This is a genomic window from Mesorhizobium sp. B2-4-18 (assembly GCF_006441385.1).
In the GTDB taxonomy this organism is placed as follows: Bacteria; Pseudomonadota; Alphaproteobacteria; order Rhizobiales; family Rhizobiaceae; genus Mesorhizobium; species Mesorhizobium australicum.
In genome coordinates, this window is sequence record NZ_VFUW01000008.1 from 17,165 (window position 1) to 43,251 (window position 26,087).

Annotated in this window: 33 protein-coding genes; 16 read left to right on the plus strand and 17 right to left on the minus strand. The window is 63.0% G+C overall.

Annotated features, from left to right (window positions below; translation table 11 throughout):
• Nucleotides 1-52: 52 nt before the first annotated feature.
• The gene (locus tag FJ527_RS19380) at nt 53-631 is read right to left on the minus strand and encodes an invasion associated locus B family protein (RefSeq protein ID WP_140823875.1); all 579 of its coding nucleotides are present in this window, start codon (nt 629-631) and stop codon (nt 53-55) included.
• A 437-nt stretch (nt 632-1,068) separates the two neighbouring features.
• Here FJ527_RS19380 and FJ527_RS19385 point away from each other — a divergent pair, with 437 nt between their 5' ends.
• Entirely contained in the window at nt 1,069-1,377 is a 309-nt protein-coding gene (locus FJ527_RS19385) for a hypothetical protein (RefSeq protein WP_140618839.1), read from the plus strand.
• Nucleotides 1,378-1,503: 126 nt separating this feature from the next.
• Nucleotides 1,504-1,980 (plus strand): NUDIX hydrolase, encoded by a 477-nt coding sequence (locus tag FJ527_RS19390; RefSeq protein ID WP_140618841.1) that lies wholly within the window; start codon nt 1,504-1,506, stop codon nt 1,978-1,980.
• Nucleotides 1,981-1,983: 3 nt separating this feature from the next.
• Here FJ527_RS19390 and FJ527_RS19395 read toward each other — a convergent pair whose 3' ends face one another.
• From FJ527_RS19395 to FJ527_RS19415, 5 genes are all read right to left on the minus strand, one after another.
• Nucleotides 1,984-2,835 (minus strand): citryl-CoA lyase, encoded by an 852-nt coding sequence (locus FJ527_RS19395; RefSeq protein WP_140618843.1) that lies wholly within the window; start codon nt 2,833-2,835, stop codon nt 1,984-1,986.
• Nucleotides 2,832-4,016, minus strand: coding sequence for a CoA transferase (locus FJ527_RS19400; protein WP_140793751.1), 1,185 nt, complete (start codon nt 4,014-4,016; stop codon nt 2,832-2,834). Before FJ527_RS19400 ends, FJ527_RS19395 begins: the two co-directional genes overlap by 4 nt.
• Before the next feature lie 15 nt (nt 4,017-4,031).
• Nucleotides 4,032-5,555: a tripartite tricarboxylate transporter permease gene (locus FJ527_RS19405; protein WP_015315738.1), complete on the minus strand. Its 1,524-nt coding sequence runs from the start codon at nt 5,553-5,555 to the stop codon at nt 4,032-4,034.
• A 4-nt stretch (nt 5,556-5,559) separates the two neighbouring features.
• The gene (locus FJ527_RS19410) at nt 5,560-6,096 is read right to left on the minus strand and encodes a tripartite tricarboxylate transporter TctB family protein (protein ID WP_140823876.1); all 537 of its coding nucleotides are present in this window, start codon (nt 6,094-6,096) and stop codon (nt 5,560-5,562) included.
• Nucleotides 6,097-6,246: 150 nt separating this feature from the next.
• On the minus strand, nt 6,247-7,224 hold the full coding sequence (locus FJ527_RS19415; RefSeq protein WP_140661721.1) for a tripartite tricarboxylate transporter substrate-binding protein: 978 nt from the start codon (nt 7,222-7,224) through the stop codon (nt 6,247-6,249).
• A gap of 184 nt (nt 7,225-7,408) precedes the next feature.
• On the opposite strand from FJ527_RS19415, the gene FJ527_RS19420 reads away from it, so the two are divergent.
• Nucleotides 7,409-8,173 (plus strand): IclR family transcriptional regulator, encoded by a 765-nt coding sequence (locus FJ527_RS19420; protein ID WP_140823877.1) that lies wholly within the window; start codon nt 7,409-7,411, stop codon nt 8,171-8,173.
• A 182-nt stretch (nt 8,174-8,355) separates the two neighbouring features.
• Here FJ527_RS19420 and FJ527_RS19425 read toward each other — a convergent pair whose 3' ends face one another.
• Both FJ527_RS19425 and FJ527_RS19430 read right to left on the minus strand, forming a co-directional pair.
• Nucleotides 8,356-8,889, minus strand: a complete 534-nt coding sequence (locus FJ527_RS19425; protein WP_140823878.1) for a GNAT family N-acetyltransferase — start codon at nt 8,887-8,889, stop codon at nt 8,356-8,358.
• Nucleotides 8,890-8,978: 89 nt separating this feature from the next.
• A protein-coding gene (locus tag FJ527_RS19430) for an IS5 family transposase (protein ID WP_181166409.1) occupies nt 8,979-9,745 on the minus strand; the annotation gives its coding sequence in 2 pieces (ribosomal slippage) (nt 8,979-9,433 and nt 9,433-9,745; 768 coding nt in all).
• Between the two features lie 109 nt (nt 9,746-9,854).
• Between FJ527_RS19430 and FJ527_RS19435 the strand changes: the two genes are divergently transcribed.
• Nucleotides 9,855-10,109: a hypothetical protein gene (locus tag FJ527_RS19435; RefSeq protein ID WP_140823880.1), complete on the plus strand. Its 255-nt coding sequence runs from the start codon at nt 9,855-9,857 to the stop codon at nt 10,107-10,109.
• Nucleotides 10,110-10,152: 43 nt separating this feature from the next.
• Here FJ527_RS19435 and FJ527_RS29910 read toward each other — a convergent pair whose 3' ends face one another.
• Nucleotides 10,153-10,257, minus strand: a complete 105-nt coding sequence (locus tag FJ527_RS29910) for a YdeI/OmpD-associated family protein (RefSeq protein WP_140824007.1) — start codon at nt 10,255-10,257, stop codon at nt 10,153-10,155.
• 74 nt (nt 10,258-10,331) lie between these two features.
• Nucleotides 10,332-11,144: an endonuclease III gene (gene nth, locus FJ527_RS19445; protein WP_140661718.1), complete on the minus strand. Its 813-nt coding sequence runs from the start codon at nt 11,142-11,144 to the stop codon at nt 10,332-10,334.
• A gap of 22 nt (nt 11,145-11,166) precedes the next feature.
• Between nth and FJ527_RS19450 the strand changes: the two genes are divergently transcribed.
• The 10 genes from FJ527_RS19450 (at nt 11,167) to FJ527_RS19495 (ending at nt 18,395) form a co-directional block, all read left to right on the plus strand.
• Entirely contained in the window at nt 11,167-11,661 is a 495-nt protein-coding gene (locus FJ527_RS19450) for a DUF2244 domain-containing protein (RefSeq protein WP_140713227.1), read from the plus strand.
• A 212-nt stretch (nt 11,662-11,873) separates the two neighbouring features.
• Nucleotides 11,874-12,752, plus strand: a complete 879-nt coding sequence (locus tag FJ527_RS19455; protein ID WP_140713225.1) for a bifunctional helix-turn-helix domain-containing protein/methylated-DNA--[protein]-cysteine S-methyltransferase — start codon at nt 11,874-11,876, stop codon at nt 12,750-12,752.
• A gap of 222 nt (nt 12,753-12,974) precedes the next feature.
• Entirely contained in the window at nt 12,975-13,445 is a 471-nt protein-coding gene (locus FJ527_RS19460; RefSeq protein ID WP_140721178.1) for a hypothetical protein, read from the plus strand.
• A gap of 20 nt (nt 13,446-13,465) precedes the next feature.
• Complete coding sequence (locus FJ527_RS19465) at nt 13,466-13,858, plus strand: hypothetical protein (protein ID WP_015315728.1); 393 nt, start codon at nt 13,466-13,468, stop codon at nt 13,856-13,858.
• The gene (locus tag FJ527_RS19470; protein WP_015315727.1) at nt 13,825-14,343 is read left to right on the plus strand and encodes a hypothetical protein; all 519 of its coding nucleotides are present in this window, start codon (nt 13,825-13,827) and stop codon (nt 14,341-14,343) included. Before FJ527_RS19465 ends, FJ527_RS19470 begins: the two co-directional genes overlap by 34 nt.
• Nucleotides 14,318-14,800 carry a hypothetical protein gene (locus tag FJ527_RS19475; protein WP_140823881.1) on the plus strand — a complete coding sequence of 161 codons (483 nt, stop codon included), beginning with the start codon at nt 14,318-14,320 and terminating at the stop codon, nt 14,798-14,800. Before FJ527_RS19470 ends, FJ527_RS19475 begins: the two co-directional genes overlap by 26 nt.
• Nucleotides 14,801-14,886: 86 nt before the next feature.
• On the plus strand, nt 14,887-15,792 hold the full coding sequence (locus tag FJ527_RS19480; protein ID WP_140721175.1) for a ribokinase: 906 nt from the start codon (nt 14,887-14,889) through the stop codon (nt 15,790-15,792).
• A 1-nt stretch (nt 15,793) separates the two neighbouring features.
• Nucleotides 15,794-17,239 carry an amidase gene (locus FJ527_RS19485; protein WP_140823882.1) on the plus strand — a complete coding sequence of 482 codons (1,446 nt, stop codon included), beginning with the start codon at nt 15,794-15,796 and terminating at the stop codon, nt 17,237-17,239.
• 90 nt (nt 17,240-17,329) lie between these two features.
• Nucleotides 17,330-17,944 carry a LysE family translocator gene (locus FJ527_RS19490; protein WP_140661711.1) on the plus strand — a complete coding sequence of 205 codons (615 nt, stop codon included), beginning with the start codon at nt 17,330-17,332 and terminating at the stop codon, nt 17,942-17,944.
• Nucleotides 17,945-18,119: 175 nt separating this feature from the next.
• A complete protein-coding gene (locus FJ527_RS19495) occupies nt 18,120-18,395 on the plus strand; it encodes a hypothetical protein (protein WP_246677744.1) in 276 nt (91 codons plus the stop codon).
• Between the two features lie 66 nt (nt 18,396-18,461).
• Here FJ527_RS19495 and FJ527_RS19500 read toward each other — a convergent pair whose 3' ends face one another.
• Complete coding sequence (locus tag FJ527_RS19500; protein WP_140823884.1) at nt 18,462-19,403, minus strand: nucleoside hydrolase; 942 nt, start codon at nt 19,401-19,403, stop codon at nt 18,462-18,464.
• A 333-nt stretch (nt 19,404-19,736) separates the two neighbouring features.
• Here FJ527_RS19500 and FJ527_RS19505 point away from each other — a divergent pair, with 333 nt between their 5' ends.
• Both FJ527_RS19505 and FJ527_RS19510 read left to right on the plus strand, forming a co-directional pair.
• Nucleotides 19,737-20,162 carry an Hsp20 family protein gene (locus FJ527_RS19505; RefSeq protein ID WP_013893014.1) on the plus strand — a complete coding sequence of 142 codons (426 nt, stop codon included), beginning with the start codon at nt 19,737-19,739 and terminating at the stop codon, nt 20,160-20,162.
• 64 nt (nt 20,163-20,226) lie between these two features.
• Nucleotides 20,227-20,484 carry a DUF1150 family protein gene (locus tag FJ527_RS19510; RefSeq protein ID WP_015315721.1) on the plus strand — a complete coding sequence of 86 codons (258 nt, stop codon included), beginning with the start codon at nt 20,227-20,229 and terminating at the stop codon, nt 20,482-20,484.
• Between the two features lie 71 nt (nt 20,485-20,555).
• On the opposite strand, the gene ptsN is transcribed toward FJ527_RS19510, so the two are convergent.
• The 6 genes from ptsN to lptC form a co-directional block, all read right to left on the minus strand.
• A complete protein-coding gene (ptsN, locus tag FJ527_RS19515) occupies nt 20,556-21,020 on the minus strand; it encodes a PTS IIA-like nitrogen regulatory protein PtsN (RefSeq protein WP_015315720.1) in 465 nt (154 codons plus the stop codon).
• Between the two features lie 57 nt (nt 21,021-21,077).
• A complete protein-coding gene (raiA, locus tag FJ527_RS19520) occupies nt 21,078-21,662 on the minus strand; it encodes a ribosome-associated translation inhibitor RaiA (RefSeq protein ID WP_015315719.1) in 585 nt (194 codons plus the stop codon).
• 264 nt (nt 21,663-21,926) lie between these two features.
• Nucleotides 21,927-23,450 (minus strand): RNA polymerase factor sigma-54, encoded by a 1,524-nt coding sequence (rpoN, locus tag FJ527_RS19525; RefSeq protein WP_140823885.1) that lies wholly within the window; start codon nt 23,448-23,450, stop codon nt 21,927-21,929.
• 200 nt (nt 23,451-23,650) lie between these two features.
• Nucleotides 23,651-24,463, minus strand: coding sequence for an LPS export ABC transporter ATP-binding protein (gene lptB, locus FJ527_RS19530; RefSeq protein ID WP_140713210.1), 813 nt, complete (start codon nt 24,461-24,463; stop codon nt 23,651-23,653).
• Nucleotides 24,463-25,056 carry an LptA/OstA family protein gene (locus FJ527_RS19535; protein ID WP_015315716.1) on the minus strand — a complete coding sequence of 198 codons (594 nt, stop codon included), beginning with the start codon at nt 25,054-25,056 and terminating at the stop codon, nt 24,463-24,465. The genes lptB and FJ527_RS19535 overlap by 1 nt, the downstream gene beginning before the upstream one ends.
• Nucleotides 25,043-25,756 (minus strand): LPS export ABC transporter periplasmic protein LptC, encoded by a 714-nt coding sequence (gene lptC / locus FJ527_RS19540; RefSeq protein ID WP_140661709.1) that lies wholly within the window; start codon nt 25,754-25,756, stop codon nt 25,043-25,045. The genes FJ527_RS19535 and lptC overlap by 14 nt, the downstream gene beginning before the upstream one ends.
• Nucleotides 25,757-26,087: the final 331 nt, after the last annotated feature.

The following is a 26,087-nucleotide window of genomic DNA, read 5'->3' on the forward strand; positions in this document are numbered from 1 at the left end:
CCGGCGGAAGCGTTTGCCGCCAACATCCTGTCGCTTGCGGTGAGCCAAGCCGTCAGTTGGCCAAAAGCTCCGCCGTGCGGGCAAGCGCACCGCCGAAGCCATTGAGCGGGATGGAAAAGCTTACGACTTGCCCCGTATCGGCCGCGAACGCATCGATCTTGAGCGTGGTGCCGTTCTTGAGCAGCGGCGTGACATTGGCATCGAACGCCACCGGCACCAGGCAGCCGACCGCCTGGCAGGTGCTGAACGGCAGGCTGCCGTCGAGCTTCTGATCGTCGATGGTCAGCGCGACACCCTTGGCAAGCGCCAGACCGAAAGGCAGGGCAAGCGTTCCGGTCGCATCCTCGCCGGTCTTGCTCGACAGCTCGATCGCCAAAAGCCGTTGGTTGCTTTGCTTGTTGAACTGCTGGTGCGACAGGCTGCAGACCTTGTTCGTGCCCGATATCTGGCAATTGACCGTCCAGTCCCCATGGGTTTCGGACAAGGCCGAAGCACCACCCGGCAGTTGCGGCACGTCAGCTGCGGCGGGCGTTGCCGCCACCTTGTCGCCCTTGGTTTGCGCCGCCATGGCCGGCAGGCCTGCGATGCAGGCAGCACCCAGCACTGCTGCGATATACGCGTATTTCCTCATCAAGATCTCTCCCGCCCGGCTCCGCCTCGAGCCAGCCTAGAAACTGACCTTGAGAGACGCGCTGACTGCATTCTGTTTGACCATTTCCTCGAAGGCGCCATTATACCTGACGGGCATGCCTACGCCATTGACGCCATTCAGCTCGAGGCAGCGTCGACCCGATAGAGCGGCGAATCGATCGTTTCCGTCAAGTGCAATGCGGGGTTGCGAGCAGATTCTCCGCCACGCCGAAGCAGCTTCGATCTCCCACTCCTTGGTGGAAAAAAGTTGAAGCCGGCAACCGACCCTTCTTCCTTGCCGGAAACACGCAGCCAGCGCGGGTGGCAGCCCTTGAGCGGGCGCGGTTGGTGTGAGGGTGATCGGCATTCTCGCATGGCATCGTCGGGCAAAAGCCCTATATATCTGGTGTGATGAGATTTTTTTGCAGGAATAGATGGATGTGTGCGCGTCGTTCATCGATGATATCAACCTTGGTGGTGCTGGCTGGAGCGGTTTGCGCCGGCTTTGCGATGCCCGCTTCCGCGCAGGTGCTCAATCCCACGGTCAGAAACAACACAGTCATCCAGCAGAACGATCTGCAGGCGTTGCAAAATCGGGTTCAGCGGCAGCAGTTTCAGCAGCAGCAACAGCAGTATCGTGCCCAGGATCGCATCATCGTCCAGCAACCGCCGCCGGTCGTGCCGCAGGTTAGGCCGAGCTGCCAGACGCAGATAATCGGCAACACCGCCGTGAGCACCTGCCGCTGACGAACGGCAGCTTCTTTTATTTAGCCGACTTACATGATAGGGCACTTCAGGTGCCCCTGCGGCAGGTTGGATTTTGCAAAGGCGTCGCAGCACGCTAAGGGGCATTGCAGCGACTGGATTATCGAGATGGCAGCCACCAAGAAAAAGACCGTACGCCAAGCCAAGAAAGGCGAAAGGATCCGCCAGGTGGCGGCGATCCCCTTCCGGCTGAATGCGCATGGCGGCATCGAGGTGATGCTGGTCACATCGAGAACCACGAGACGCTTCATCGTGCCCAAGGGATGGCCGATGAAAGGCAAGAGCGGGCGCAAGGCAGCCACCATCGAGGCACTGGAGGAAGCCGGCGTGCTCGGCAAGACGCTGAAGCAGCCGGCGGGCACCTATTCCTACTGGAAACGTTTGGCCAACCGCTTTGTCCGCGTCGACGTCGTCGTGTTTCTGCTGGAAGTGACGGAAGAGCTTGCCGATTGGCAGGAAGCCAAGCGGCGGCAGCGGGCCTGGCTGGCGCCGGCCGACGCCGCGATGCTCATCGATGAGCCCGATCTCTCGACGCTGGTGAACACCTTGAAGTTTCCCGGACCCGCGCCGCTCGAGCAGGCATAAGCCTCAATTGTCCGCGCCCTCATCTTCAGGAAGCGGCCGTGCCGGCGGGCCGCTATAGGCCCACAGCCATTCGCGCGGCAGCGGCCCCTTGTTGCGCTCGGACTGCTGAGATTGCTCCCAGGCATGCGCCAGGATGCCGACGGAACGCGACAGCACGAAGAGTCCGCGCGTCAGCGGCGGCGGAAAGCCGAGCTCGCCATAGATGACGGCGGTGGCGCCATCGATGTTGAGCGGGATTTTTTTGCCCTTGCGCCGCGCGACGTCGGCCTCGATCGCCTCGGCAATGTCGGCAAAGCGGCCGTTGACCACGCCACGCGCGGCAAAATCTCTGACCAGTTCCAGCAGGCGCGGCGCGCGCGGATCGACAGGATGGAAGCGATGGCCAAGCCCCGGCACATAGCCCTTCTCCTGCCCGAAGAACCGGTCGAGACGTGTCGAAACCGCTTCGTTGAGGCCCATGCCGCCATCAAGCGCCACGGCAATATCGCCATAGAAGGAAAGCGCCTGCTCGCCGGCGCCACCATGCACGTCGCCCAGCACGTTGATGGCCGAGGCCATGGCGCTGTTGATGCCGACGCCGCAGGTCGCCGCCATGCGGGCGATGGCGATCGACGGCGCCTGCGGCCCGTGGTCGACGGCCGCCCCCAAGGCAATGCCGAGCAGTGCCGCCTCGTCTTCGCTGGGCAATTCGCCACGCAGCATCAGCCAGATGACAGCCGGGAAGCTGACGCGGCCGATCAGGTCCTGGATCTCGTAGCCGCGCAGCCGGATCACACCGGGGCTCATCTCGATGATGCCGGTCTGCCACCATTCCTCGCCGCGCGCGCGGCCTGTTTTCTTCTCCACGCCGCTCATGTCAGGGCCTTTGCCTTGGCGCGCGGCGGCAGGCCGGCGAACACCTCGTCCATGTGCTCGCCCAGCACAGGCGGCGGCCGCGTCGGCAACGGTGCCGTACCGTCTACCATGAACCCGCCGCGCAGGACGGTCAGCGGCCCATCCATGCCAGCCACATCCTCGAAACGAGCCGTCACCTGGCGTTCGAGCACTTGTGGTTCGGTCAGCACTTGCGGGATCGTCAGTACCCGGCCCGCCGGCACGCCGGCTCGGTTGAGCGTCTCTTCCCAAATTGCCGCCGGATCGCTTGCCAGAGCATCCTCGATCTCGACCTTGAGCGCGGCACGGTTCTGCTTGCGGGTCTCGCGCTCGGCAAAGCGCGGGTCCGACGCCAGTTCCGGCCGTCCGATCAGCCGGCACAGCGTCACGAACTGCTCCTGCTTGTTGGCGGCGATGTTGATGAGCCCGTCGCCGGTGCGGAAGGCGCCGGAGGGAGCCGCCGTCATGTTCTCATTGCCCATCGGCTTGGGATCGACCCCTGCCGTCAGGTAATTGGAAACAGGCCAGCCAAGCGCGGAAAGCGTGCATTCGAGCATCGACACGTCGAGGAACGCGCCCTCGCCCGATGTCTTCTGCCTGACCAGCGCCGCGGCGATCGAGAACGCGCCGACCAAGCCTCCCAGCGTATCGGCGACGGGATAGCCGACGCGCAGCGGCGCGGTTTCCGGCGTGCCGGTTATGCTCATGATCCCGGAAAGACCCTGGATGATCTGGTCATAGGCCGGGTTGTCGCGCATCGGCCCGCTCTGCCCGAAACCCGATATCGCGCAATAGACGAGGCCTGGGCGGACCACCCTCAGCATCTCGTAGTCAAGCCCGAGGCGTTTCATCACGCCGGGCCGAAAATTCTCCACCAGCGCATCGGCGCTGGCGACCAGGTCGAGGAAGCGCCCGCGATCCGTGTCCTTCTTGAGGTCGAGCATGACCGATCGTTTGCCGGCGTTCTGGGCCAGGAAGGATGCGCCCATGCCGGCATTGTTGAGCTTTGGAGAGCCGCCGAGCTGGCGCGCCAGATCGCCGCCTTGCGGCCCCTCGACCTTGATCACGTCGGCTCCCAGCAAGGCCAGCTGATAGGCACAGTAAGGCCCGGCGAGCACATTGGTCAGGTCGAGGACGCGGATACCGGAAAGCAGGTCTGTCATATCTTTTCAGATCGCTCAGGCATCGCCCGGCACATGTTCGGGACCGCGCCGCCGCCGGTTTTCGATGAAGGCCCAGACATGCGGCCCGACCAGGCCGATGAAGGCGAGCGTCAGCAGGGTCAGCGACAACGGATGCTTGTAGAACACCGACCAGTCGCCGTTCGAGATGGTCATCGCCCGGCGGAACTGGGTTTCGGCAAGCGGTCCCAGGATCATGCCGATGATGACGGGCGCGGTCGGAAAATCGAACCGCCGCATCAGGAAGCCCGCGGCGCCCAGGAGATAGAGGATGACGAGATCGATCGGCGACTGCGAGATGCCATAGGTGCCGACAGTGGCGAACACCAGGATCCCCGCATAAAGCTGCGGCGCCGGGATCTTCAGCAGCCGCACCCACAGGCCGATCAGCGGCAGGTTGAGGATGACCAGGATGACATTGGCGATGAACAGGCTGGCGATCAGGCCCCAGACAAGGTCGGCTTGTGTCGTCAGGAGCAACGGCCCCGGATTGATGCCGTAGCTCTGGAAGGCCGAGAGCATGATCGCCGCCGTCGCCGAGGTCGGCAGCCCAAGCGTCAGCATCGGCACCAGCACGCCGGCGGCGGACGCGTTGTTGGCGGCTTCCGGCCCTGCAACGCCTTCGATGGCGCCGACCGTACCGAACTCCTGCTTGTGCTTCGACAGTTTCTTTTCGATGGCATAGGACAGGAAGGTCGGGATCTCGGCGCCGCCGGCCGGCATGGCGCCGATTGGGAAGCCGATCGCCGCTCCCCGCAGCCAGGCCTTCCACGAGCGGCCCCATTCGGCCGCCGTCATGTAGAGCGAGCCTTTTAGCGGCACGATCTCGTCCTTGCCGGCATAGCGGCGCGAGGCCATGTAGAGCGTCTCGCCAACCGCGAACAGGCCGACGGCGGCGATGATGACGTCGACGCCATCGAGCAATTCCGTCATGCCGAAGGTGAAGCGCGGCTGGCCCGTCTGCAGATCGACGCCGATCATCCCGATTACAAAGCCGGCAAACAGACTGGTCAGGCCCCGCACCGACGACGACCCAAGCACCGCCGAAACCGTGATGAATGCCAGCACCATCAGCGAGAAATACTCCGCCGGGCCGAAGGCCAGCGCGAACTTGACCACGACCGGGGCCAGGAAGGCGACGCCGAGCGTGCCGAGTGTGCCGGCGACGAACGAGCCGATCGCCGAGGTGGCGAGTGCTGCGCCGCCGCGGCCGGAGCGGGCCATCTTGTTGCCTTCCAGCGCCGTCACGATGGTTGCGCTCTCGCCGGGCGTGTTGAGAAGGATCGACGTCGTCGAGCCGCCATACATGGCGCCGTAATAGATACCGGCGAACAGGATGAAGGACGCCTCCGGCGCCACCTGATAGGTGATCGGCAGGAGCAGCGCGATGGTCAGTGCTGGCCCAAGGCCAGGCAGCACGCCGATGGCGGTGCCAAGCGTCGTCCCGAGCAGGCACCACAAAAGATTGGTCGGGCTGAAAGCGACCGCGAAACCGTGTGCGAGATGGCCGAGCGTATCCATGGCGTCAGCCTCCCAGCGTGCTGGTGAACGCGTCGATCACCATGTTCAGCTGGTTCTCGACGACACCAGCGCCGATGTTGACGCCGAGCGCCTTGGCAAAGCCGAAATAAGCAGCCAGCGCCAGCACCAGGCCGGTGAGCACATCGCGCAGCGTATGCCTGCTGCCGAAGCCGTAGCAGACGAGAACGAACATGATGACCGACGCGGCGGTGAAACCGAGCGGCTGGATGAGCACAAGATTGGCCAGCAGACCGATGACGACGAAGCCCATCGCCTTCCAGTCGGTCGGCGTTTCCTTTTCCTCCTCCGGCTGCCAGCCGCCGCGAAGCGCGGCGAGGATGAGCAGCAGGGAAAGCACAACCAGGCCGACCATGGTCAGATAGGGAAAGACGGTCGGACCAACCTTGGAATAGAGCGGCGAGACCGGGATCGCCAGCGTCTGCCAGGCGACGGCCCCGGCGCAGGCCAGGAGGCCGACGCCGATCAACAATTCCGGTACGGCAAGTCGCGGCGGCACTGCCTGCTGGTCGGTGGTGCTCATGAATGTCCTCCCCGCTATGGATGGCTACGATCTGGTGGCCAAAACAGCCGCCTCCAGCAGCCGGCTTCGTCGTACCTTCCCGCTGGATGGCCGCATGCGATCGATGCGTCGAGAAAAGGAGGAGGCGGCACGAGCCGCCCCTCGGGGAAATCAGGCGAGACCGAGATCCTTGAGGATGGCCTCGATGCGAGCCGAATCCTCGGTGACGAATTTCGCATAGTCGTCGCCGGTGAGCAGGATGGACGTCCAGTTGCGGTTCTTGCATTCGGTCGCCCATGCATCGCTCTTGGCCATGGTTTCGACCAGCGTGATCATCGCCGCCTTGTCGGCGTCGGAAATGCCGGGCGGCGCGAAGACGCCGCGCCAGTTGAACAGTTCCACATCGATGCCGGCTTCCTTGAGCGTCGGCGCGTCGATGCCGTCCTGACGCTTGTCGGCCGAAATGGCGAGCAGCCTGAGCGCGCCCGCCTTGACTTGCTCGGAGAACTCGCCGAAGCCGGAAATGCCGGCCGCCACCTGGTTGCCGAGCAATGCCGACAGAGCTTCGCCGCCGCCCGCGAACGGTACATAAGAGAGGCTGGGAGCCGGAACGCCGACCGTCTTGGCGATCAGGCCGAACAGGATGTGGTCGGACCCACCGGCCGAGCCGCCCGCGACAGGAACCTTCGTCGGATCGGCCTTGAGTGCCGCGACGAAATCGGCGGCCGTCTTGAACGGCGAGTCCGCCGGCACCACTAGCGCCTCGAACTCCCCGGTGAGACGGGCGATGGGCGTGACTTGGGTCAGGTTGTTGGCTGCCTTGTTGGCGATGATGGCGCCCACCATGACCATGCCCGCGACCATGAGCGCATTGCCTTTGCCGCTCCACTGATTGATGAACTGCGGCAGCCCTACCGTGCCGCCGGCACCACCGACATTGGTGATCTGCGAGCCGGAGATGAGCTTCTCGCCGCGCAGCACCTGATCCATCGTGCGCGCCGTCTGGTCCCAGCCGCCGCCGGGCGCCGCCGGCACGAAGATCTGGACTTGAGGCGCACCTTCGGCGAAGGCGGGTGAGAAATGCGATGCCACCAGCCCGGCCGCGCCAGCCGCCGCCGTACTCATCAAAAATCTGCGTCTGTTCAGCATGGGATTCCTCCAGATCACGACACCTCCTCCGGTGCCTGCCAAAACGCGCCTGTTCACAGACCCGTGATCAAGTTCAAGCAGATTTTACCTTGTTCCGTCAACAGGAACGACATTCTGCTGGACAGAACGGTCCGGTGGCGCGACAGAGTGGTTCCGCTCGGGCTTCACCGAATTGGGAACCGCAATGGACTTACCAGGCAACTCGGCTGATGCGGAAATCCGGCGCACCTCCGTCGAAGGTGTTGCGGCACTCGACCGGGCGATCGCCATCCTCGACGCCTTCAGCACGGCCGACCGCTCGCTAAGTCTTGCTGAAATCGCGATGCGCACCGGTCTTTACAAAAGCACGATCCTGCGGCTCGCCAATTCGCTGTTGCGCGGGCAACTGCTCGAGCGCCTGGACGATGGGCGCTATCGCGTCGGACCCGCCGCCTTTCGGCTGGGCGCGCTTTACCAGCGTTCGGTGGTGGCGGTGGACATCCTGTTGCCGATCATGCGCGATCTCTCCGAACGAAGTTGGGAGAGTGTTGCCTTCTACGTCCGCTCAGGAGACGTGCGCACCTGTCTTTACCGGGTCGAATCCAAGCATCCGATCCGCTACACGATACGCGAAGGCGACGTATTGCCTCTGCTGGCCGGTTCGGGCGGGCGCGTGCTGGCGGCGTTTTCGGGACAGCAGGGCGAACCCTACGAAACCATCCGCAAAACGTGCAATTGTCTCGCTGTGGGTGACCGCGACCCCGAAACGGCAGGCGTCTCGGCGCCGGTTTTCGGGCCGGGACACGCGCTGCTTGGCGCCTTGACGCTGGCTGGTCCAAGCACGCGCGTCGACGCTGCGTTCCTTGAGCGCATGAAGCGCCCGCTGCTCGAGGCGGCGGCCCGCGCCACTCGCGCCTTCGGCGAGGATGCCTCCATGCTGGAGCAGGCGAGCCTCGCGACGGAGGCTTAGCCCTAGCTCCGCGGTTATGGCGTCGGAAAGGCCTCCAACTTCCGCTCGCCGCCCCTGTAAGGAAGCTGCGCGCCCAAGGCCGGTTGCGGCAGGTCAAGGTGTGCAGCGGTTTTCCGTCCGGATTGCGCGTTTGTAGCGCCTGGCCGGGTGATTGTCGGCGCCCTCGCCTCGCCTGACACCCCTCAGGGCAGCCGCTCCAGCAGCATGGTCGGCGCATCATGGTAGAGGGTCTGCGTCAGCTCGATATAGCCGCACTTCCTGGCGACGTTCAGCGAAGCCGTATTTTCGGGATCGATGATGCAGACGGTTCTGGCACGTCCGAACGTCTCGTCGCCCCAGCCATGCACGCGGCTGACGATCTCCGTGGCAAGGCCGGCGCCGTGCGCGGCCGGTGCGAGCGCCCACCCCGCCTCGGGGATGCCTTCGATCGACGGCTCCATGTCGCGCTTCAGATCGTGGAACCCGGCCTCACCGATGAAACGGCCGGTCGCTTTCTCCTCGATGGCCCAGAAGCCGTAGCCAAGCAGCGACCACAGGCCGGCATGGCGCAGGAAGCGCATCCAGCTTTCCTCACGCGTGCGCGGCTTGCCGCCGATGAAGCGGGTGACGACGGGGTCGGCCCACATGGCGGTATAGGCGTCGAAATCCTCCAGTTGGTGCGCCCTTAGAATGGTTCGCTCGGTCTCGATGACCAGAACACCGTGCGGATTTTTCATGACGATATGCCTCGCTGATCCTCAGCGCTTAGCAAATCGCTGGTGCGGTGCAAGGGCCAGGGCGATACGCGCCATCATCCAGGGAAGGCCTAGGCCGTAGACTCATTATCGCGTAACCAGAGGCGGACTGCGACGAGTTTGAGAGCGGCAAGATAGTTTTCAGCCAGCTTGTCGTAGCGGGTTGCGATGCGACGGAACTGCTTGGCCTTGTTAAAGAACCGCTCGACGAGGTTGCGCGCCTTGTAGAGGAAAGGGCTGAAGCAGATAGGGTCCTTGCGGTTGGCCTTGGGCGGGATGTTGGCCCATGCCTTTCGCTCGGTGACGACAGTGCGCAAGGCGTTGGCATCATAGCCCTTATCGGCGAGCAGCATGGCACCCTCGGGCAAATCCGTAATCAAGTCCACTGCGGAGGCGATATCACTCATCTGTCCTGCCGTGAGCATCAGCTTGATCGGCCTGCCTTTAGCGTCCACAAGAGCATGGATTTTGGTTGTCAGCCCGCCTCGGGATCGACCAAGACAATGATCTCGATCCCCCTTTTTGCCGTCGCGCCCTGCTGATGGACGCGAACAATGGAGGTATCGATCATTTGCACCTCGCCGTCATGGGCTTTGGTAATATTGGCCATGAGGCGGTCCCATACACCTGCTTTCCGCCATCGGACAAAGCGATTGTAGCAGGTGGTGCGTGGGCCGTATCGCTCTGGCAGATCGCGCCATGGCGCACCGGATCGCAGCACCCAGAAGATGCCGTTGAGCACCCGCCGATCATCGACGCGCGGCACCCCTCGCGGCTTGTTGGGCAACTGCGGCTCTATCACACGCCACTCGAAATCGGTGAGGTCGTATCGGTTCATGGGCAGTCTGAATCACAAACTTGCGCAACATGAAAGCCGCAGGGTTGCGCGAGCACGGTGGAGGCGGACATTATGCCAATCCGCAAATGGACCTGTGAAGAGGTGGCAGATGCAATACGCGACAGGGCAGACGATGAAAGTTGGCGACGAGGTAATTGCCGATGGGATGAGAGGCTTGATTGTCTGCGATTTTGATAACCGCGAGTTTGCAGAAGGCTATGAGACTTGGGACATGCCTACGATCGAAATGATCGGCGGCGGCACTCTGTCATCCGGCGTCATGATCGAAACCGCCGAAGCAGGCATGATCCACTATGTCCAAGGAAGTGGCGTGATCGACCACATCTCATCCCGAAGCCGGTAAACCGCGGCTTATGAGTTCACGGCCTAGTAATCGAAGCAGAACTTCAGCCGTGCCAAACCATATTCATGTAGACACCACCACGCTGCAATTCATCCAGCATCTGGTCGAGCCGCTTTCGCCTGGTATCCGGGTGCTTGGCGCGGCCGATCCAGCCGAGATAGTCGTTCTTCTGATAGTCCGGCCGAGCCTGATCCCGGTGTTCGCGGCGGCGATGGCGCGCGGCTACGGCGCCTGATCTTCGGCGGCGACAGTTTCAAGCGGGGCGATCGGCACCAGGGGCGCCGGAATGCTGGTCGTCTTCACCTCTGCCTTGCAAATATCGGCGATGACGCAGGCCGGGCAATCCGGCTTGCGCGCCTTGCAGACATAGCGTCCGTGCAGGATCAGCCAGTGATGCGCATGGCGCATATATTCGTCCGGGATGATCTTCAACAACCCCTGCTCTACCTGTTCCGGCGTCTTGCCGGGCGCCAGGCCAAGCCGGTTGCCGATGCGCAAGATATGCGTGTCGACCGCCATCGTATGCTGGCCGAAGGCCATGTTGAGCACGACATTGGCGGTCTTGCGCCCGACACCGGGCAACTTGACCAGTTCATCGCGGTCATCCGGCACCTCGCCGCCATGGTCGCGGATCAGCGCCTGCGATAGGGCGATGACGTTCTTGGCCTTGTTGCGCCAGAGACCGATGGTCCTGATATGGTCGCCGACCTTGGTTTCACCGAGCGCCAGCATCTTTTGCGGCGTGTCCGCAACCTTGAACAGAGCCCGCGTTGCCTTGTTGACACCGGCATCGGTCGCTTGCGCCGAAAGCACCACCGCCACCAGCAGCGTGAAGGCATTGACGTGTTCGAGTTCGCCCCTCGGCTCCGGCCGCTGCACCGAAAAACGCCGGAAAATCTCATGCACTTCAGCCGGGCTGTAGCGGGACGAGCGCCGCGCCGGCCGAGGGCGCGGCTTGGCATTGGAGCCATCACGGCGTCCGGCCGGCAGCTCTTTTTCGGGCATGGAAGACTCATTGGACTTGGGACGCGCCATTTCCCTCCTATAATAGTCTGTCATGAGTGACACAAACGCCTCGTTTCAGGCTGACGAGCCCTTCTTTCATGCGTTGCTGACCCCGCACCGGTCGCTGGGCAGGACGGGCTTCCTGATCCTGATGGGCGCACTGATGTTCGGCTGGCTGGTGACGGGTGCGTTTTTCCTGTCGCGCGGTGCCTGGCCGGTGTTCGGCTTCTTCGGCCTCGACGTGGTGGCCGTCTACATCGCCTTCCGCGTCAATTACCGGGCTGCACGCGCCCGCGAGGAAGTGTCGGTCTCGCGCACCAGCCTCGACATTCGCAAGACGGCCCCCTCGGGAAAGTCGGAAGCGCATCGCTTCAATCCGTTCTGGGTACGGTTTTCGATCGCCCGGCACGCCGAGATCGGCATCATCAGAATGACCGTGGAGGCACAAGGCCAGAACGTGCCGATCGGCGGCTTCCTCGACCCCGATTCGCGCGAGAGCTTCGCCACCGCCTTCTCGCGCGCGCTGGCGACCGCCAAGGCGCGCTAAAAGCAATTCCAGGAAATTTCCGTTGGGAAAGCCTTGCCGTAGAGTGTCATGAGCAAGCTCTCTTTTGCCCCTGTCAGATGGACTTTTTCGCCAGCCATCAGCGGCTCCCTGGCTCGAATCCCGAGTCTATCTGGGCAAGTGCTGCAAGAAGGCAGGTTTCGGGTGGCGATCGGCGCCCCGAGGGGCGATATTCCAGCCCAAGGAGACAGTCCATGAGCACACACACGGCAGTCCTCAAGAAGGACATCACGCCTGAGGGCAGCGACTACGAAATCGTACGCCGCGCCATCGAAAAGATCAGTCTCGACTATCGCGACCAGCCATCGCTGGAAGAACTGGCCGAGGAGGTCGGCGAGACGCCGACCGGCTTGCAAAAACTCTTCACCCGCTGGGCCGGCCTGTCGCCCAAGGCTTTCCTGCAGGCGGTGACGCTGGATCATGCGCGCAGGCTGCTTGATTCCGGCATGCCTCTGCTCGAAACCTCCTTCGAACTGGGCATGTCCGGCCCCGGCCGGCTGCACGACCTGTTCGTCACCCATGAGGCGATGTCACCGGGCGACTACAAGACGCGCGGCGCCGGCCTCACCATCCGCTACGGCTATCACACCTCCCCGTTCGGCACTGCCCTGATCATGGCCACCGACCGCGGGCTTGCCGGCCTCGCCTTCTGCGACGCAGGCGAGGAACGCACCGCTTTTGCCGACATGTCCGGCCGCTGGCCGAACGCGCTCTATATCGAGGACAGGGAAGCGACAGGGCCCTATGCCGCGCGCATCTTCGAGCCGACGCTGTGGCGCGCCGATCAGCCGCTTCATGTCGTCATGATCGGGACCGACTTCCAGGTCCGCGTCTGGGAGGCGCTGCTCCAGATTCCGATGGGCAAGGCCCGTACCTATTCCTCGATCGCGGCCAGCATCGGTGCGCCGAGCGCCAGCCGCGCGGTCGGCGCCGCCAACGGCGCCAACCCGCTCTCCTTCGTGGTGCCTTGCCACCGCGCCATCGGCAAATCAGGCGATCTCACCGGCTATCACTGGGGCCTGACCCGCAAGCGCGCCATCCTCGGCTGGGAGGCAGGGCAGATTTCGTCGTGAAATGTCGATTTTTGCTTTCTGCCACAGAAAATATATGAGTATTTGGAAATACGCTGTATTATTGCGCTTGATTTTGGAACTTCTGGATACAACCGTGGACAACCGCCGGTTTCTTCACGAGCGTTATTTCGATATCTTATTTAAGTTTACGCTAAATTAACCACGATAAAGCGATGATGACCCATATTAATTCGGGCGATCCGACTTAATAGGAGAATCTCGATGAAGTTGTTCCGCACCGTGTTTGGTGCAGCCTTGCTGGTCGCGTGCCTGGACCACGCGGCGATGGCCACAACGCAGAATGTCATCTTCAATGGCACGGTCACCGCGACCTGTACGCTTGTCGTCGGCACCAACGGCACCATGACGGTGAGCGCCGACCTTCAGTCGCTGAGCTCCCACAACAGCGGCGGTTCGGCTGGAACAGTCACGCTCACCACCACCGGAGGTGTTTCACTTAGCGTCGATCCGGTGACCCTCACCACCGTGCCCGCCGCCGACAGCACCGCCACCACCTGGACACCGACCTATTCGGCCAGCGGCGCCCACACGACCGCTGAAACGGGGGCCGCCACCGCCCTCGCTGTCCCCGGCGCCGACCTTGTCTCGGTCCATCTCGCTGGCACCAAGGGCGGCAGCAACCGCTTCGCCACCGGAAACTATCAGGCAACGGTAACACTGCGCTGCGAATAGCCGTCGCGAAGGAGGGGTCCTTGAAACATGCACGAATCCTGGCGGCGGCGCTGGCCGTCGGCCTGCCGGCCCTTGCCGCCAACGCCCAGTCGATGTCGCCGATGCGGGGTGAGGTCAACAGTTTCACCGACGCCTTCGCGGTCCGCGTGTTTCCCGCCAATCCCTACGGCCAGAAGATCAAGGTCGAAATCCACGTTTACGATCAGAATTTTCAGCCAGTGGATGCCAAGATCTCTCCGAGCGTTTTCCAACTGGGCTCGCAGGCTTCCCGTCCTGTCCTTGTGGTCGTGCCCTTCGGCGGCGCTGCCGAGCGTAAAGTGCGTATCTGTACCGAGAGCATCCCCTTTCCCAATCAACAGACGCAGATAAGGGCACAGATATGCGGAAAGTTTTTTGGGCACCGCAAGTCCTGACAGTCGCGTTTGCGGCAACCTGGGCAGGGATCTCGCCGGTTCTGGCCGAGGATGTCTACAACCTCAATCAGAATGAGAGCGGCTTCAACTTGCCCGGCGTGACCTTGCCCCAAGGGCAGGATGAGGTCCACGCTTCCGACGGAACCACCTGCCGGTCCGCCGTATCGGGCACCGGTGCCTATCTCGACCTGGGCGTCATCAGAGGCAACAATCAGGCGAACAACGACGTCGCCACCTACGGCCGCGTGGTGATTCCGATCGGGCGTACGCCGAAGCGCGTCGATTGCAGCCGCCTCTACGAGCTTGAGGTCGAGCGCCTGCAGCTGGAGCTGAAGCTCCTCAAGATGGGCCTGGGCGGTGACGGGCCGACCGCGAGCGTGGCCGCCAGCGCACCTACGCCCGTGGCCGCGTCACCCGGATGGGCCAACGAAGGCTGGAGCATCAGAACCGGAAGCGGCGATGGCAAGAAAAAGAAGAAGAAATAGCAGCGCGCTGCTCGCGATGGCCGCGCTCGCCGGCTGCTGCCTTCCGGCGCAGGCCGCGATCATCGGCACCTGCAGCATCATGATCGGGGCATCGGGCACGATGACCGCAAATCCGGCCATCGGCATACTGGGCTCCAAGCAGGCAGGCGGATCAAGCGCCAGCGCCACCGTGGTGGCAAGTTCCCTGCTGTGCTCGCTGCTCAATTTGCTGGACTGCTATTCGGTTTCAGCATCGGCGCCTGCCGCATTCTCGTCCGCGCCGAGCGGCGGCGGCACCAACGTGACCTTCGCCTCGGTCTTCCGCCTCGATGGCTCGGGGGTCGACAATAATGGGGGCGTGCCGCAAAGGGTCGCCAATGGCACCCACCCCATGCAGATCGACCTCACCGCCACCAAGTCGAGCGGTATCTTTCCCGCCGGCAACTATCAGGGCATCGTCACTGTGCTTTGTGAATGACGCGGCAAATCACGCTGGACCATTCGCGTGGTCTGGCATCGAACGGCTTGGCAGGATAGCTTCCGGGCATCAGCAGGAGGCATTTCTTGATTATCGTAGTCGGTTCGATCAACCTCGACCTTATCGCCAGTGTCGACCGCTTGCCGAGCCCCGGTGAGACGGTGAGCGGTTCCAGCTTTACGACGGCCCCCGGCGGCAAGGGCGCCAACCAGGCACTCGCCGCCGCGCGTGCCGGCGCTCAGGTGCGCATGGTCGGCGCCGTTGGCAAGGACAATTTCGCCCCCGAGGCACTGGCTTTGCTGCGCGAGGCCAAGGTCGACCTGTCGGGCGTGGGAGAGACCTTTGCCTCGACCGGCACGGCGCTGATCATGGTCGGCGATGACGGCGAAAACATTATCGCCGTGGTGCCCGGCGCCAACGCTTCCGTGGTGCCCGGCGACCTCTCCAAGGCTTTTCTGACAAAGGGCGACGTCGTGCTGCTGCAGCACGAGATTCCGCTCGCGACGGTCGATGCGGCCCTCGACCAGGCAAGGGTGGCCGGCGCGATCACTGTCCTCAACACGGCCCCTTTCCATGGCGGGGCAGCCGCCTTCCTCGGCAAGGCCGACTATGCGGTCGCGAACGAAACCGAATTCGACCTCTATGGCGAAGCCCTTGCCCTGAAAGGCCGCGATCGTGCAGCGCGCATGCGCGACTATGCCAGCAAGACTGGACGCATCATCGTCGTCACGCTCGGCGGCGACGGCGTGATGGCGGCAACGCCAGGCGAATTCCTGACCCTCCCTGCTTTGCAGATCACGCCGGTCGACACGGTCGGGGCCGGCGACACTTTCTGCGGCTATTTCGCCGCCGGCCTGTCGTCGGGCCTCACGCTCGAACAGGCATTGGCGCGTGCCGGCGCCGCCGGCTCGCTGGCTTGCCTTAAGCCCGGCGCCCAACCGGCGATCCCACTGGCCAAGGATGTCGACCAGGCGCTGCAAGAGGCCGGTTGAAATGATGCGTCCCCGCACGAAGCATGCCGTACCGGCGGCCAGCGACATCTGCCGCCTGTCGGCTGTCGAACTTGCAGACGCGATCCGCCGAAAGAAGCTCTCCGTGCGCGAGGTGGTGACGGCGTTCCTCGATCGCATCGATGCGGTCAACCCGCTGGTCAACGCCATCGTCTCGTTGCGCGACCGTGCCGACATACTGCGCGAGGCCGATGCCGCCGATATCAGCCGGACCGATGGCACCGGCGCGCTCTTTGGCCTACCCATCGCCATCAAGGACCTTGCCTCGACCACCGGCCTCAGGACCTCGTTCGGCTCGCCGATCTTCGCCGATTTCGTGCCGCGGGAAGACGATTTCTTCGTCGAACGCATCCGCGACGCCGGCGCCATCATCATCGGCAAGACCAACGTTCCCGAATTCGGGCTCGGCTCCAACACCTACAACAATGTTTTCGGGCCGACGCTGAACGCTTTCGATCCGGCGCTGACCGCCGGCGGCTCAAGCGGCGGAGCGGCGGTGGCGCTGGCGCTGGACATGGTGCCCGTCGCCGATGGCAGCGACTTCGGCGGCTCGCTGCGCAACCCGGCGGCCTGGAACAATGTCTACGGTTTCCGGCCGTCACAGGGGCTCGTGCCCAGCGGTCCCGACTTCGAGGTCTTCCACGCGCAGATGGGCGTCGAGGGGCCGATGGGCCGCAATGTCGCCGACATGGCGCTCTTGCTCGACGTGCAGGCTGGCTACCATCCGCAGGCGCCCCTCTCCTACGAGAAGCAAGGCTCCTTCCTCGAAGGCCTGGCGACGGCGGCGACCGGTGGCCGTATCGCCTGGCTCGGCGATCTCGGCGGCCATCTGCCGATCGAGCCCGGCATCCTCGACTTATGCGAGGCAGCACTCGCACGGTTCACGGATGTATCTTTCCTGACCGAGCCCTTGCGACCGGATTTCGATTTCGAGGCACTCTGGCAGGCCTTCGTGACGCTGCGCCAGGCCAGCAGCGGCTGCGCCCTGAAAGTACACTATGACGACCCCGCCAGGCGTGGCCTGCTGAAGCCGGAAGCCGTATGGGAAGTGGAAAACGCGATGCGGCTGACGGCGCCGCAGATACGCGCGGCCTCGGTCGTCCGAACCTCCTGGTACCGCACGCTGCTGTCGATCTTCGACCGCTTCGACCTCATCGCGCTGCCGACCGCGCAGGTCTTTCCGTTCGATGTCGGCACCCATTGGCCGCGCGAGGTCGGGGGGCGGGCAATGGACAGCTATCATCGCTGGATGCAGGTTTCGGCCTTCGCCACCCTGGGCGGTTGCCCGGCGGTCAATGTTCCCGTCGGCTTCGACGACAGGGGCCGGCCGATGGGCATGCAGCTGGTCGGCAGGCCACGCGGCGACCTCGCCGTGCTGAAGGCCGCGGCTGCCTATGAGACGACGCTGCCCTGGCCCGCCGGAGCCTGAGCCAGACCGGCGCGCCGGCTTGCGTCGTCCTCGCCGTCATGCATTGATTGTTGCATGCTAGGCCGCGATGGCGGCATTGCGAGGAAAATCATGTCGCTGGAACTCTACGCCGCCTATGTTCTTGCCTGCATCGTCATCATCCTGGTGCCTGGGCCGACGGTGACGCTGATCATCGCCAACAGCATCCGCCACGGCACTCGCGCCGGTCTCGCCAATGTCGCCGGCACGCAAGCCGGCCTAGCAGTCATGATCGTCATCGTCGGCATCGGCCTCAACACGCTGATTTCGGGCATGGGCCACTGGTTCGAGTGGGTCAGGCTGATCGGCGCGGCCTACCTGATCTGGATGGGCGTGCAGATGTTCCGCTCGAAGGGCACGCTGAACGCCGACGGAACCGCCCGCAAACCACGCGGCGGCTTCTTCCTGCAGGGCTTGGCCGTGGCGCTGAGCAATCCAAAGACGCTGATCTTCTTCGGCGCCTTCTTTCCGCAGTTCATCTCTCCCGCCGGCAACTACCCACTGCAGATCGTCATCATGGGCCTGACCGCCATGATCTTCGCCGCCATGTCGGACTCGACCTATGCGCTCGCCGCCGGCCGCGCCGGGCGCATGCTGTCGGCCAGCCGCATCAAGCTCCTGTCGCGGATCAGCGGCAGCTTCATGGTCGGCGGCGGCCTGTGGCTGGCGTTTTCGAAGGCGAAGTAAGCGCACTAGCCGTGGTCTGGACGGCACCTAGCTACGGTACCGCACAGCTGAGATTATATCGACCTGCGTCGAACGGTGCTGATTGAAAGTCAGACTTCTGGCCCACATGATTTGACGCCGGGGGTTCATGTCTATGTCTTGGACTTATTCTGATTGGAAAAGGAACGCGCCTGGCGTGATCCTCTTCGGCGGTTTGTTTGCGACAATGGTCATGCTGGCCCAAAACAGGTGGGTGGGTGACGCAATCCCAATCCGGTCTGTTGATCCAATCGACGCTACGATCGAAGGCGTTTACTGGCACCGGACCAGTATGTCCCAATATGGATTGTTCCTGGAGAACAATGCCCTCGTTTTCGTTGACGCCGATAAACCGCGCCTGATCGGCTCCCATGTCAGACTTGAGCGTATCACCCGTGACAACGGCTTTGTCTTCTATCGGTTTGCGGAATAACCCAGGTCAACCTCGTCTCAGGGATCGCATGCTCCTGCTTCGTGTCGGTTGTTGAAGGAGGGCTGCCTAAAGCCGCCCCAGCCTCTCCACCAGCAGCGCGAAGAAACCATCGTGGTCGATGTCGCGCATCACCATGGCGTTCTTTTCCCTGGAGGTGACCCCCCACCAGTCGACCACGGTCATGCCCATGGTCAGTTCGGAGGCGGTTTCCACGGTGACGTTGCAATGGCGGCCTTTGAACAGGTCGGGCTTCAGGAGATAGGCGATGACGCAGGGGTCGTGCAGCGGCCCTCCATCCGTGCCGTATTTGCCTTCGTCATAGCGCTCGAAGAATTCCAACATCTCGGCGGCGGCGATGCCGACCTTGGTGCCGAGCTTGCGGAACGCCTCGATGCGCTTGGACGTGGTCAGCGCCTTGTGGGTGACATCGAGCGGCATCATCACGATCGGGATGCCGGACCGGAAGACGACGTCGGCGGCATGCGGATCGACATAGATGTTGAATTCGGCCGTGGGCGTGACGTTGCCGCCCTCGAAGAAGCCACCGCCCATCAGCACGATTTCCTTGATGCGCGGCGCAATCCGGGGCTCTCGGATCAGCGCCAGCGCAACATTGGTGAGCGGTCCGAGCGGGCAGAGCGTGATGGTGCCGCTCTCTTCCTTCATCAGCGTCTCGACGATGAAATCGACGGCATACTGGTCCTGCAGCTTCATTGTCGGTTCGGGCAAATCCGGTCCGTTCAAGCCGGTCTTGCCATGGACCTCCTCGGCCGTGACCAGTTCGCGCGCCAACGGACGGATGGCGCCGGCGTAGACCTTGATTTCGGGCCGGCCGGCCAGTTCGCAGATCTTGCGGGCGTTCTTTTCGGTGAGCTTCAGCGGCACGTTGCCGGCGACGGCCGATATGCCGGCGATCTCCAGTTCAGGACTGCCAAGCGCCAGCAGAATGGCGATGGCGTCGTCCTGGCCGGGATCGGTGTCGATGATGATCTTGCGTGGTTGGGGCATTTCAATTCCTTGTTTGGCTGGCCATCAGCTCACCGGGCCGGTCCTGCGCCCGAAAGACGCCAACCGGCTGCAAAGCTGCTGAACCGCTTGACGGGGGACGGTTCCGGCCTGCGCGCTTCTCCTTGCATCCGCGCGTCGATTCAAGCGCCATGTCGATTATTCCTGTGAGTCCACGATGATCCTGGGCTATTTCCGTGGGTCCGCGACATGGTCTCCTTGGGCGGGTCTTTTGGTGGCTTGAACTTGGTCGCGGGGCGGACCATATCAAGACCATCGGGAAAAATGCCATTTGGGTTTTTCCAGTTTATGTCGCTCTTGAGAGGACAGTGTAACATGAGCCGAATGACGCCTTTCTCCAGCCCGCTTCTCCTGGGTTTCGACGCCATGGAAAAGACCCTGGAGCGTCTGGCGAAGTCCGGTGACAGCTACCCTCCCTACAACATCGAGCGCCTGAGCGGTGCCGACGGCAAGGCCGAAAGGCTGCGCATTACACTCGCCGTCGCCGGGTTCGCCGAAAGCGATCTCGATGTGACAACGGAGGAAAACCAGTTGGTCGTGCGCGGTCGCCAGACCGACGATACCGAGCGCGAATTCCTTCATCGCGGCATTGCCGCACGCCAGTTCCAGCGCTGCTTCGTGCTGGCCGACGGCATGCGTGTGATCGCGGCGGAGCTGAAGAACGGCCTTTTGTCGATCGACCTTGATCGGCCGGAGTCGGAACGGCTGGTACGGAAAATAAACATATCGGTGAAAGACTGATCTTCACCGATGGCTCTCATGCGGGATGGCCTTGAGCGGCGTCCTCGCGCCAAGGAGGCTTGAAATGACCAGAACTGACGAAACCATCACCATGACCAGCGGCGAATTCGCCCATCTCGGCGAAGGCTCTGTCGCCTATCTGCGCAAGGTCTCGAGCGACGAACTGCTCGGCCGCTTCCCCAACATCGGTGAAATCGCGCCCGGCATGGAGCTGTGGGCCCTGTTTGGGGCCAATGGCCAGCCGATCCTGCTTTCCGACGCGCGTGACCGCGCGCTGGCCGGCGCCATGGAAAACGACCTGACCACCGTCGCCATTCATTAAAGACAATTGGTTGGCTGAACTGAAAAGGGCCGCTCATGGCGGCCCTTGGAGCAATATTTAAAAAGATGGCTTCAGGCCGCGTGCGAGGCCTGCGTATCCGACAAAAGCGCATGGATCGCCGCGGCGTCGCGCGTGCCCCTGACCTTGGCCACGGTGTCGGCGTCGCGCAGCACGCGCGCAATGCGCGACAGTGCCTTGAGATGATCGGCACCCGCCCCTTCGGGCGCCAGCAGCAGGAACACCAGATCGACCGGCTGGTCATCCAGCGATTCGAAATCGACCGGCGTCTCCAGCCGGGCGAAAACGCCGGCGATGCGCTTCACGCCCGCGAGCTTGCCGTGCGGGATGGCGATGCCGTTGCCGACGCCGGTCGAGCCCAGGCGCTCGCGCTGCAGGATGGTGTCGAACACCTCCCGTTCCGGAATGCCCGAAATCGTCGCTGCCCGCTCGGACAGCAATTGCAGTAGCTGCTTCTTGGAGTTCGCCTTCAACGCCGGCAAAATCGCCGGAACGCTGATAAGATCGCTCAGATCCATGCTTGAAAATCCTTGTTCGCCTGCCGCGCCAGTCCCCACCCCTCGTGCGGCTGGCTTTTATCCCTGTGCGACTTTGGTCGTGGACGGATCGATCCAGCCGATGTTTCCGTCGGGCCGGCGATAGACGATGTTGAGATGGTCGGTTCCGGCATTGCGGAAAACAAGCACGGGACTGTCCTTGGTATCGAGTTCGATGACCGCCGAGGCCACCGACATGGTCTTCAGCGTCATGGTCGATTCGGCGACGATGGCCGGTGCGAAATCCTCCGGGATTTCCTCATCGTCATCGGCAAGCGGTGCCATCACCGTGTAAGCGATGTCGGTCAACTCGCCATTGCCATTGCCTGAATTGTGCGATTTCAGACGGCGCTTGTATCGCCGAAGCCGGGTCTCCAGCCGATCGGCCGCGGCCTCGAAGGCGAGTGTCGGGTCCTGGGCATCGCCGGTGGCCTGCAGCGAGGCGCCGGAATCCAGCCGGATCATGCAATCCGCGGAATAGCGCGAGCCCGATTTGATGACGGTGACATGCCCCGCGAAGCCGCGATCGAAATATTTGCCGATCGCTTCACCGACACGATCGTTGATGCGTGTACGGAACGCATCGCCGATATCCATGTGCTTTCCCGAAATGCGCAGATTCATCTGAAAACTGACCTTCCTTGCTCAGGCTTCAAACTGGCCCGAGTTTATACTCGTGATCCGTGCGCACAAGCTTTGCGGCGTCACTCGCGCCGATTTAAATCCGAACTTTCCGGTTGATCACAAGCCGCCTTCTTGACCGTCCCGGGTCATTGTCGTGACGGACCATCCGCTAGCGGGCATCGAGCCCGTCTCATGCGGGCGGGCTTCTAGCCACTTCACCGTGGCTTGTCAATGAAACTTGAAAGCTGTGGAAATCGTGAACGCCTAGCGGCCGGCGCTGGCGAGCGCCCGTTTCTCGCGCCGGCGCTGTACCGAGGAGGGAATATTCATGCCTTCCCGGTACTTGGCGACCGTGCGCCGGGCGATATCGACGCCGCTTTCCCTGAGCATGTCGACAATAGCATCGTCCGACAGCACATCGACGAGCTTCTCCTCGTCGATCATTTGCTTGATGCGATCACGCACCGCTTCCGAGGAATGCGCATCGCCACCACCCGATGCCGCGATCGAGGCCGTGAAGAAATAGCGCAGCTCGAACACGCCGCGCGGGGTGAGCATGTATTTGTTGGCGGTCACCCGGCTGACCGTCGATTCGTGCATGCCGATGGCGTCTGCCACCGTGCGCAGGTTGAGTGGCTTCAGCTGGCGCACGCCATGGACCAGGAAGGCGTCCTGCTGGCGCACGATTTCCGAGGCCACTTTGAGGATCGTCTTGGCCCGCTGGTCGAGGCTCCGTGTCAGCCAGTTGGCGTTCTGCAGGCACTCGGCCAGGAAATCCTTTTCCGCCTGGTTCTTCGCGTGCGGCGACACCTGGGCGAAATAGATGTGGTCGACGAGCACGCGCGGCAGCGTTTCGGCATTGAGTTCGACGGTCCAGCTGCCGTCATTGGCCGCCCGCACCTCGACATCGGCGACGATCGCATCGCTGGCGCCGCCAGAAAACGCCATGCCCGGCCGCGGGTCGAGCGCCCGGATTTCGGCCAGCATGTCCAGCAAATCCTCCTCGTCGACGCCGCAGAGCCGCTTCAGCGTCTGGAAATCGCGGCGCGCCAGCAGTTCGAGATTGGCGACCAGGGCCTTCATGGCCGGATCGAGACGGTCACGCACGGCAAGCTGCAGCGAAAGGCATTCCGCGAGGTCGCGGGCAAACAGGCCGGCCGGCTCGAAGGTCTGGCACACGGCCAGCACCTTGCCCACCGCCACCTCGTCAGTGCCAAGCCGCGTGGCGATCTCCGCCAGATCGGCCCTGACATAGCCGGTCTCGTCCAGCCCATCGGCAAGTTCTCCGGCGATCAGCCGCGCGACGGGATCGATGAAGGCGAGCGCGACTTGCTCGCCGACATGGTCGCGCAGCGTGATCCCGCTCGCAGCCATGTCGCCGGCGTCGAGCCCCTCGGACGAGGAGCTTCCACTGCCCGAAGCCGATTTCCATTGCGCCGTCAGGTCGGGGCCCAACCGCTCGCTGGTGCCGGGATCGTCGGGAAACAGGTTTTCCAGGGACGTATCGAGCTTTTCCGAGATGGCTTCGGCACTCCATCCCGCCTCGTTCTCGAACCAGTCGCCATCGGCGGCCGCTTGCGGCTCTACGTCGACCTTCTGCGCCTGGTCGCTCGCGGCATCATCCTGCGGCTCGGCGCGCTCCAGAAGCGGGTTGCGCTCGATCTCCTCGTCGATGAAGTGCTCTAACTCGGTATGGGTGAACTGCAGCAGCCGAATCGACTGCATCAGCTGCGGCGTCATCACCAGCGACTGCGACTGTCGGAGCTGTAGTTTGGCCGCCAATGCCATGGTTCGGTTTCAAACGCCTCCTCTACGCGTCCCCAACTTCCGGAAATCAATTTCACGGCCGGCCATAGAAACTGGCCCGGCTTTTGCTTGTCAAGGCAAAGCCTAGCAAAACCCGCTTACCGGAGCGTTATCCCGGAGCAAAATCGCGGAAAACAGGTCGCCGGCGCGCAAAAAATCGTATCAGGAAACAAATTTCACGCTCAGAGCGTAAAACCCTCGCCGAGATAAAGCCGCCGCACGTCGGGATTTGCCACCACTTCGTCGGCGCGGCCATGAGTGAGCACCTGGCCGGCGTGGATGATGTAGGCGCGGTCGATCAGGCCGAGCGTCTCACGCACATTGTGGTCGGTGATGAGGACCCCGATGCCGCGCGCCGTCAGGTGACGCACCAATTGCTGAATATCGGCGACGGCGATCGGATCGATGCCGGCGAAGGGCTCGTCGAGCAGCATGTAGGCCGGGCGCGTCGCCAGCGCGCGCGCGATTTCCAGGCGCCGCCTTTCGCCGCCCGAGAGCGACATGGATGGCGCCTTGCGCAGATGGCTGATGTGAAATTCCTCAAGCAGTTCGTCGAGGTTGCGCTCGCGGATCTTGCGATCCTTTTCGACCACTTCGAGCACGGCGCGGATGTTCTGCTCGACATTGAGGCCGCGAAAGATCGAGGCCTCCTGAGGCAGATAGCCGATGCCGAGGCGCGCGCGACGATACATCGGCATCGAGGTGACGTCGAAGCCGTCGATCTCGATCGTGCCTTCATCCACCGGCACCAGGCCGGTGACCATGTAGAAACAGGTCGTCTTGCCGGCGCCGTTGGGGCCGAGCAGCCCGACGGCCTCGCCTGCGCGCACGCCCAGCGTGACGCCGCTGACGACCTTGCGGCCCTTGTAGCTCTTGGTCAGACCCTTGGCGATCAAGGTTCCCTTGAACTTCGCCTTGTCGACCGTGGCCGGCGCCGAAAGCTTGCCTGCGGCCCGTCCCGGAAGACGTGCCGTCAGCGACGACAGGCTGACCATCAGGGGTTCGTCGCTCCCGATTTCGGCGGCGGTGTGATCGACATCTGCACACGCTGCCCAGCACATGGATCGACCTGGGCCAGCCCGGTTTTCATCTGCACGGTGAGCTTGCAGCCGACCAGCACATTGTCGTTTTGCGAAAGGACGACCTTTTTGCCCGAAAGCACCAGCACCTGGCTCTTCATGTCGAAACTGCCCTGATCGCCGGTCGCGACCTGCTGATCCGACTTGATGTAGACCTTGTCGGAGATCTCCAGGTGATCGATGTTGGCCGAGCCGGTCATGGCTGCCGCCCCGGCGGCTTCGGCGCCCTTGGCGCCCGCATTGGGGTCCTTGACGTAGTAGACCATCATCTTGCCGGCCTTCATCAGCGTCGGCCCCTGGACGACGGTGACATTGCCGGTGAAGATCGCGACGCTGTCGGCCTGGTGGACTTCCAGCTTGTCGCTTTCGATCTGGATCGGCTTGTCGCCGGCCAGTTTGAGACCCGACACCTGGCTGGCCGCTCCCGACTGCGCCAGCGACGGCGCCAGGCTGAGCAGGAACAGCGCCGAAGTTGCGGCCGCAAGCCGTGTCGAATTATTGAGCCACATTCGCTTCTTCGCCCTTTGCCTCAGCCGCCTTCAGAACGGCGGGATCGATGTTGACACGAACCTTGTTCTCGAACACCAGGATCTTGCCATTGTCCTGGACCGACATCGAATCCGCCCTGATCTGCGACCCGCCACGGCTGACATCGACGGGATCATCCGTCTTCATAGTGCCTTTGCCCATGTCGAGGAAGACGGATTTGAACTTGGCCTGCATGCCGTCGGTCGTGCTGATGGTGACGTCGCTGTTCAGCTTCATCGTATTGCCGTCGCGATCGTAGGTACCGCGCGAGGCTTTAATCGCCGCGACATTGTCGGGGGCGATCGGCACCTTGGCGTCGATGCCTTCGAGTTCGATGATGCCTTGCGTGCTCACATCCTGGATGGCGCGCAGCGCCGTCATCGAATAGGGCTGCTTCTGCTTGGTGAAACCATTGAGTTTGGGATTGGCCATCACCAGCTTACCGTTCGAGAAGGCGGTGCCTTCGGCCTGCACCGCGACGGAAACGGGCGCGGCGAGGTAGGAATAGACTGGGAAGGCGACGGCGATCAATGCCGCGGCCAAGGGCACGGCGAATTTGAGCACGCGCACGCGGCGTGAATGACGCTGGGCGCGGTCGAAAGCTTCGCCCCGCGTCCAGTCATCCGCCGGGGGAGCCAACTCCGTCTCCGGGCTGGTCGGTTCATTCGGTCGCGCTAACATGACTGCTTTCTTCTAAAACCCTGCCCCGGGAGCACCGCCTATAGGTGGGACGCCAGCGCCCTCGCGCAAGCACAAGCCGACGAAAACCGCAAAAATGTGACAGCTGCCGTGCACAAACGAAACCCGGGTCAGCGCAACAGCCAGTGCTTCATAGCAGAAATAGACGCCCTTGCGTCTTTTTTCACCACCGAAGTTCTTCCCACTTACCTTGCGTCGCCCGCACAGGCCAGTCACAAAACAGACAACACGGACCGCCGCGCGCGGATTGCCGCGCCATGTGCGGGACGGAACTGCTTCCCGATCAAGACATCATGGTCTAAAAGCGTCTCTT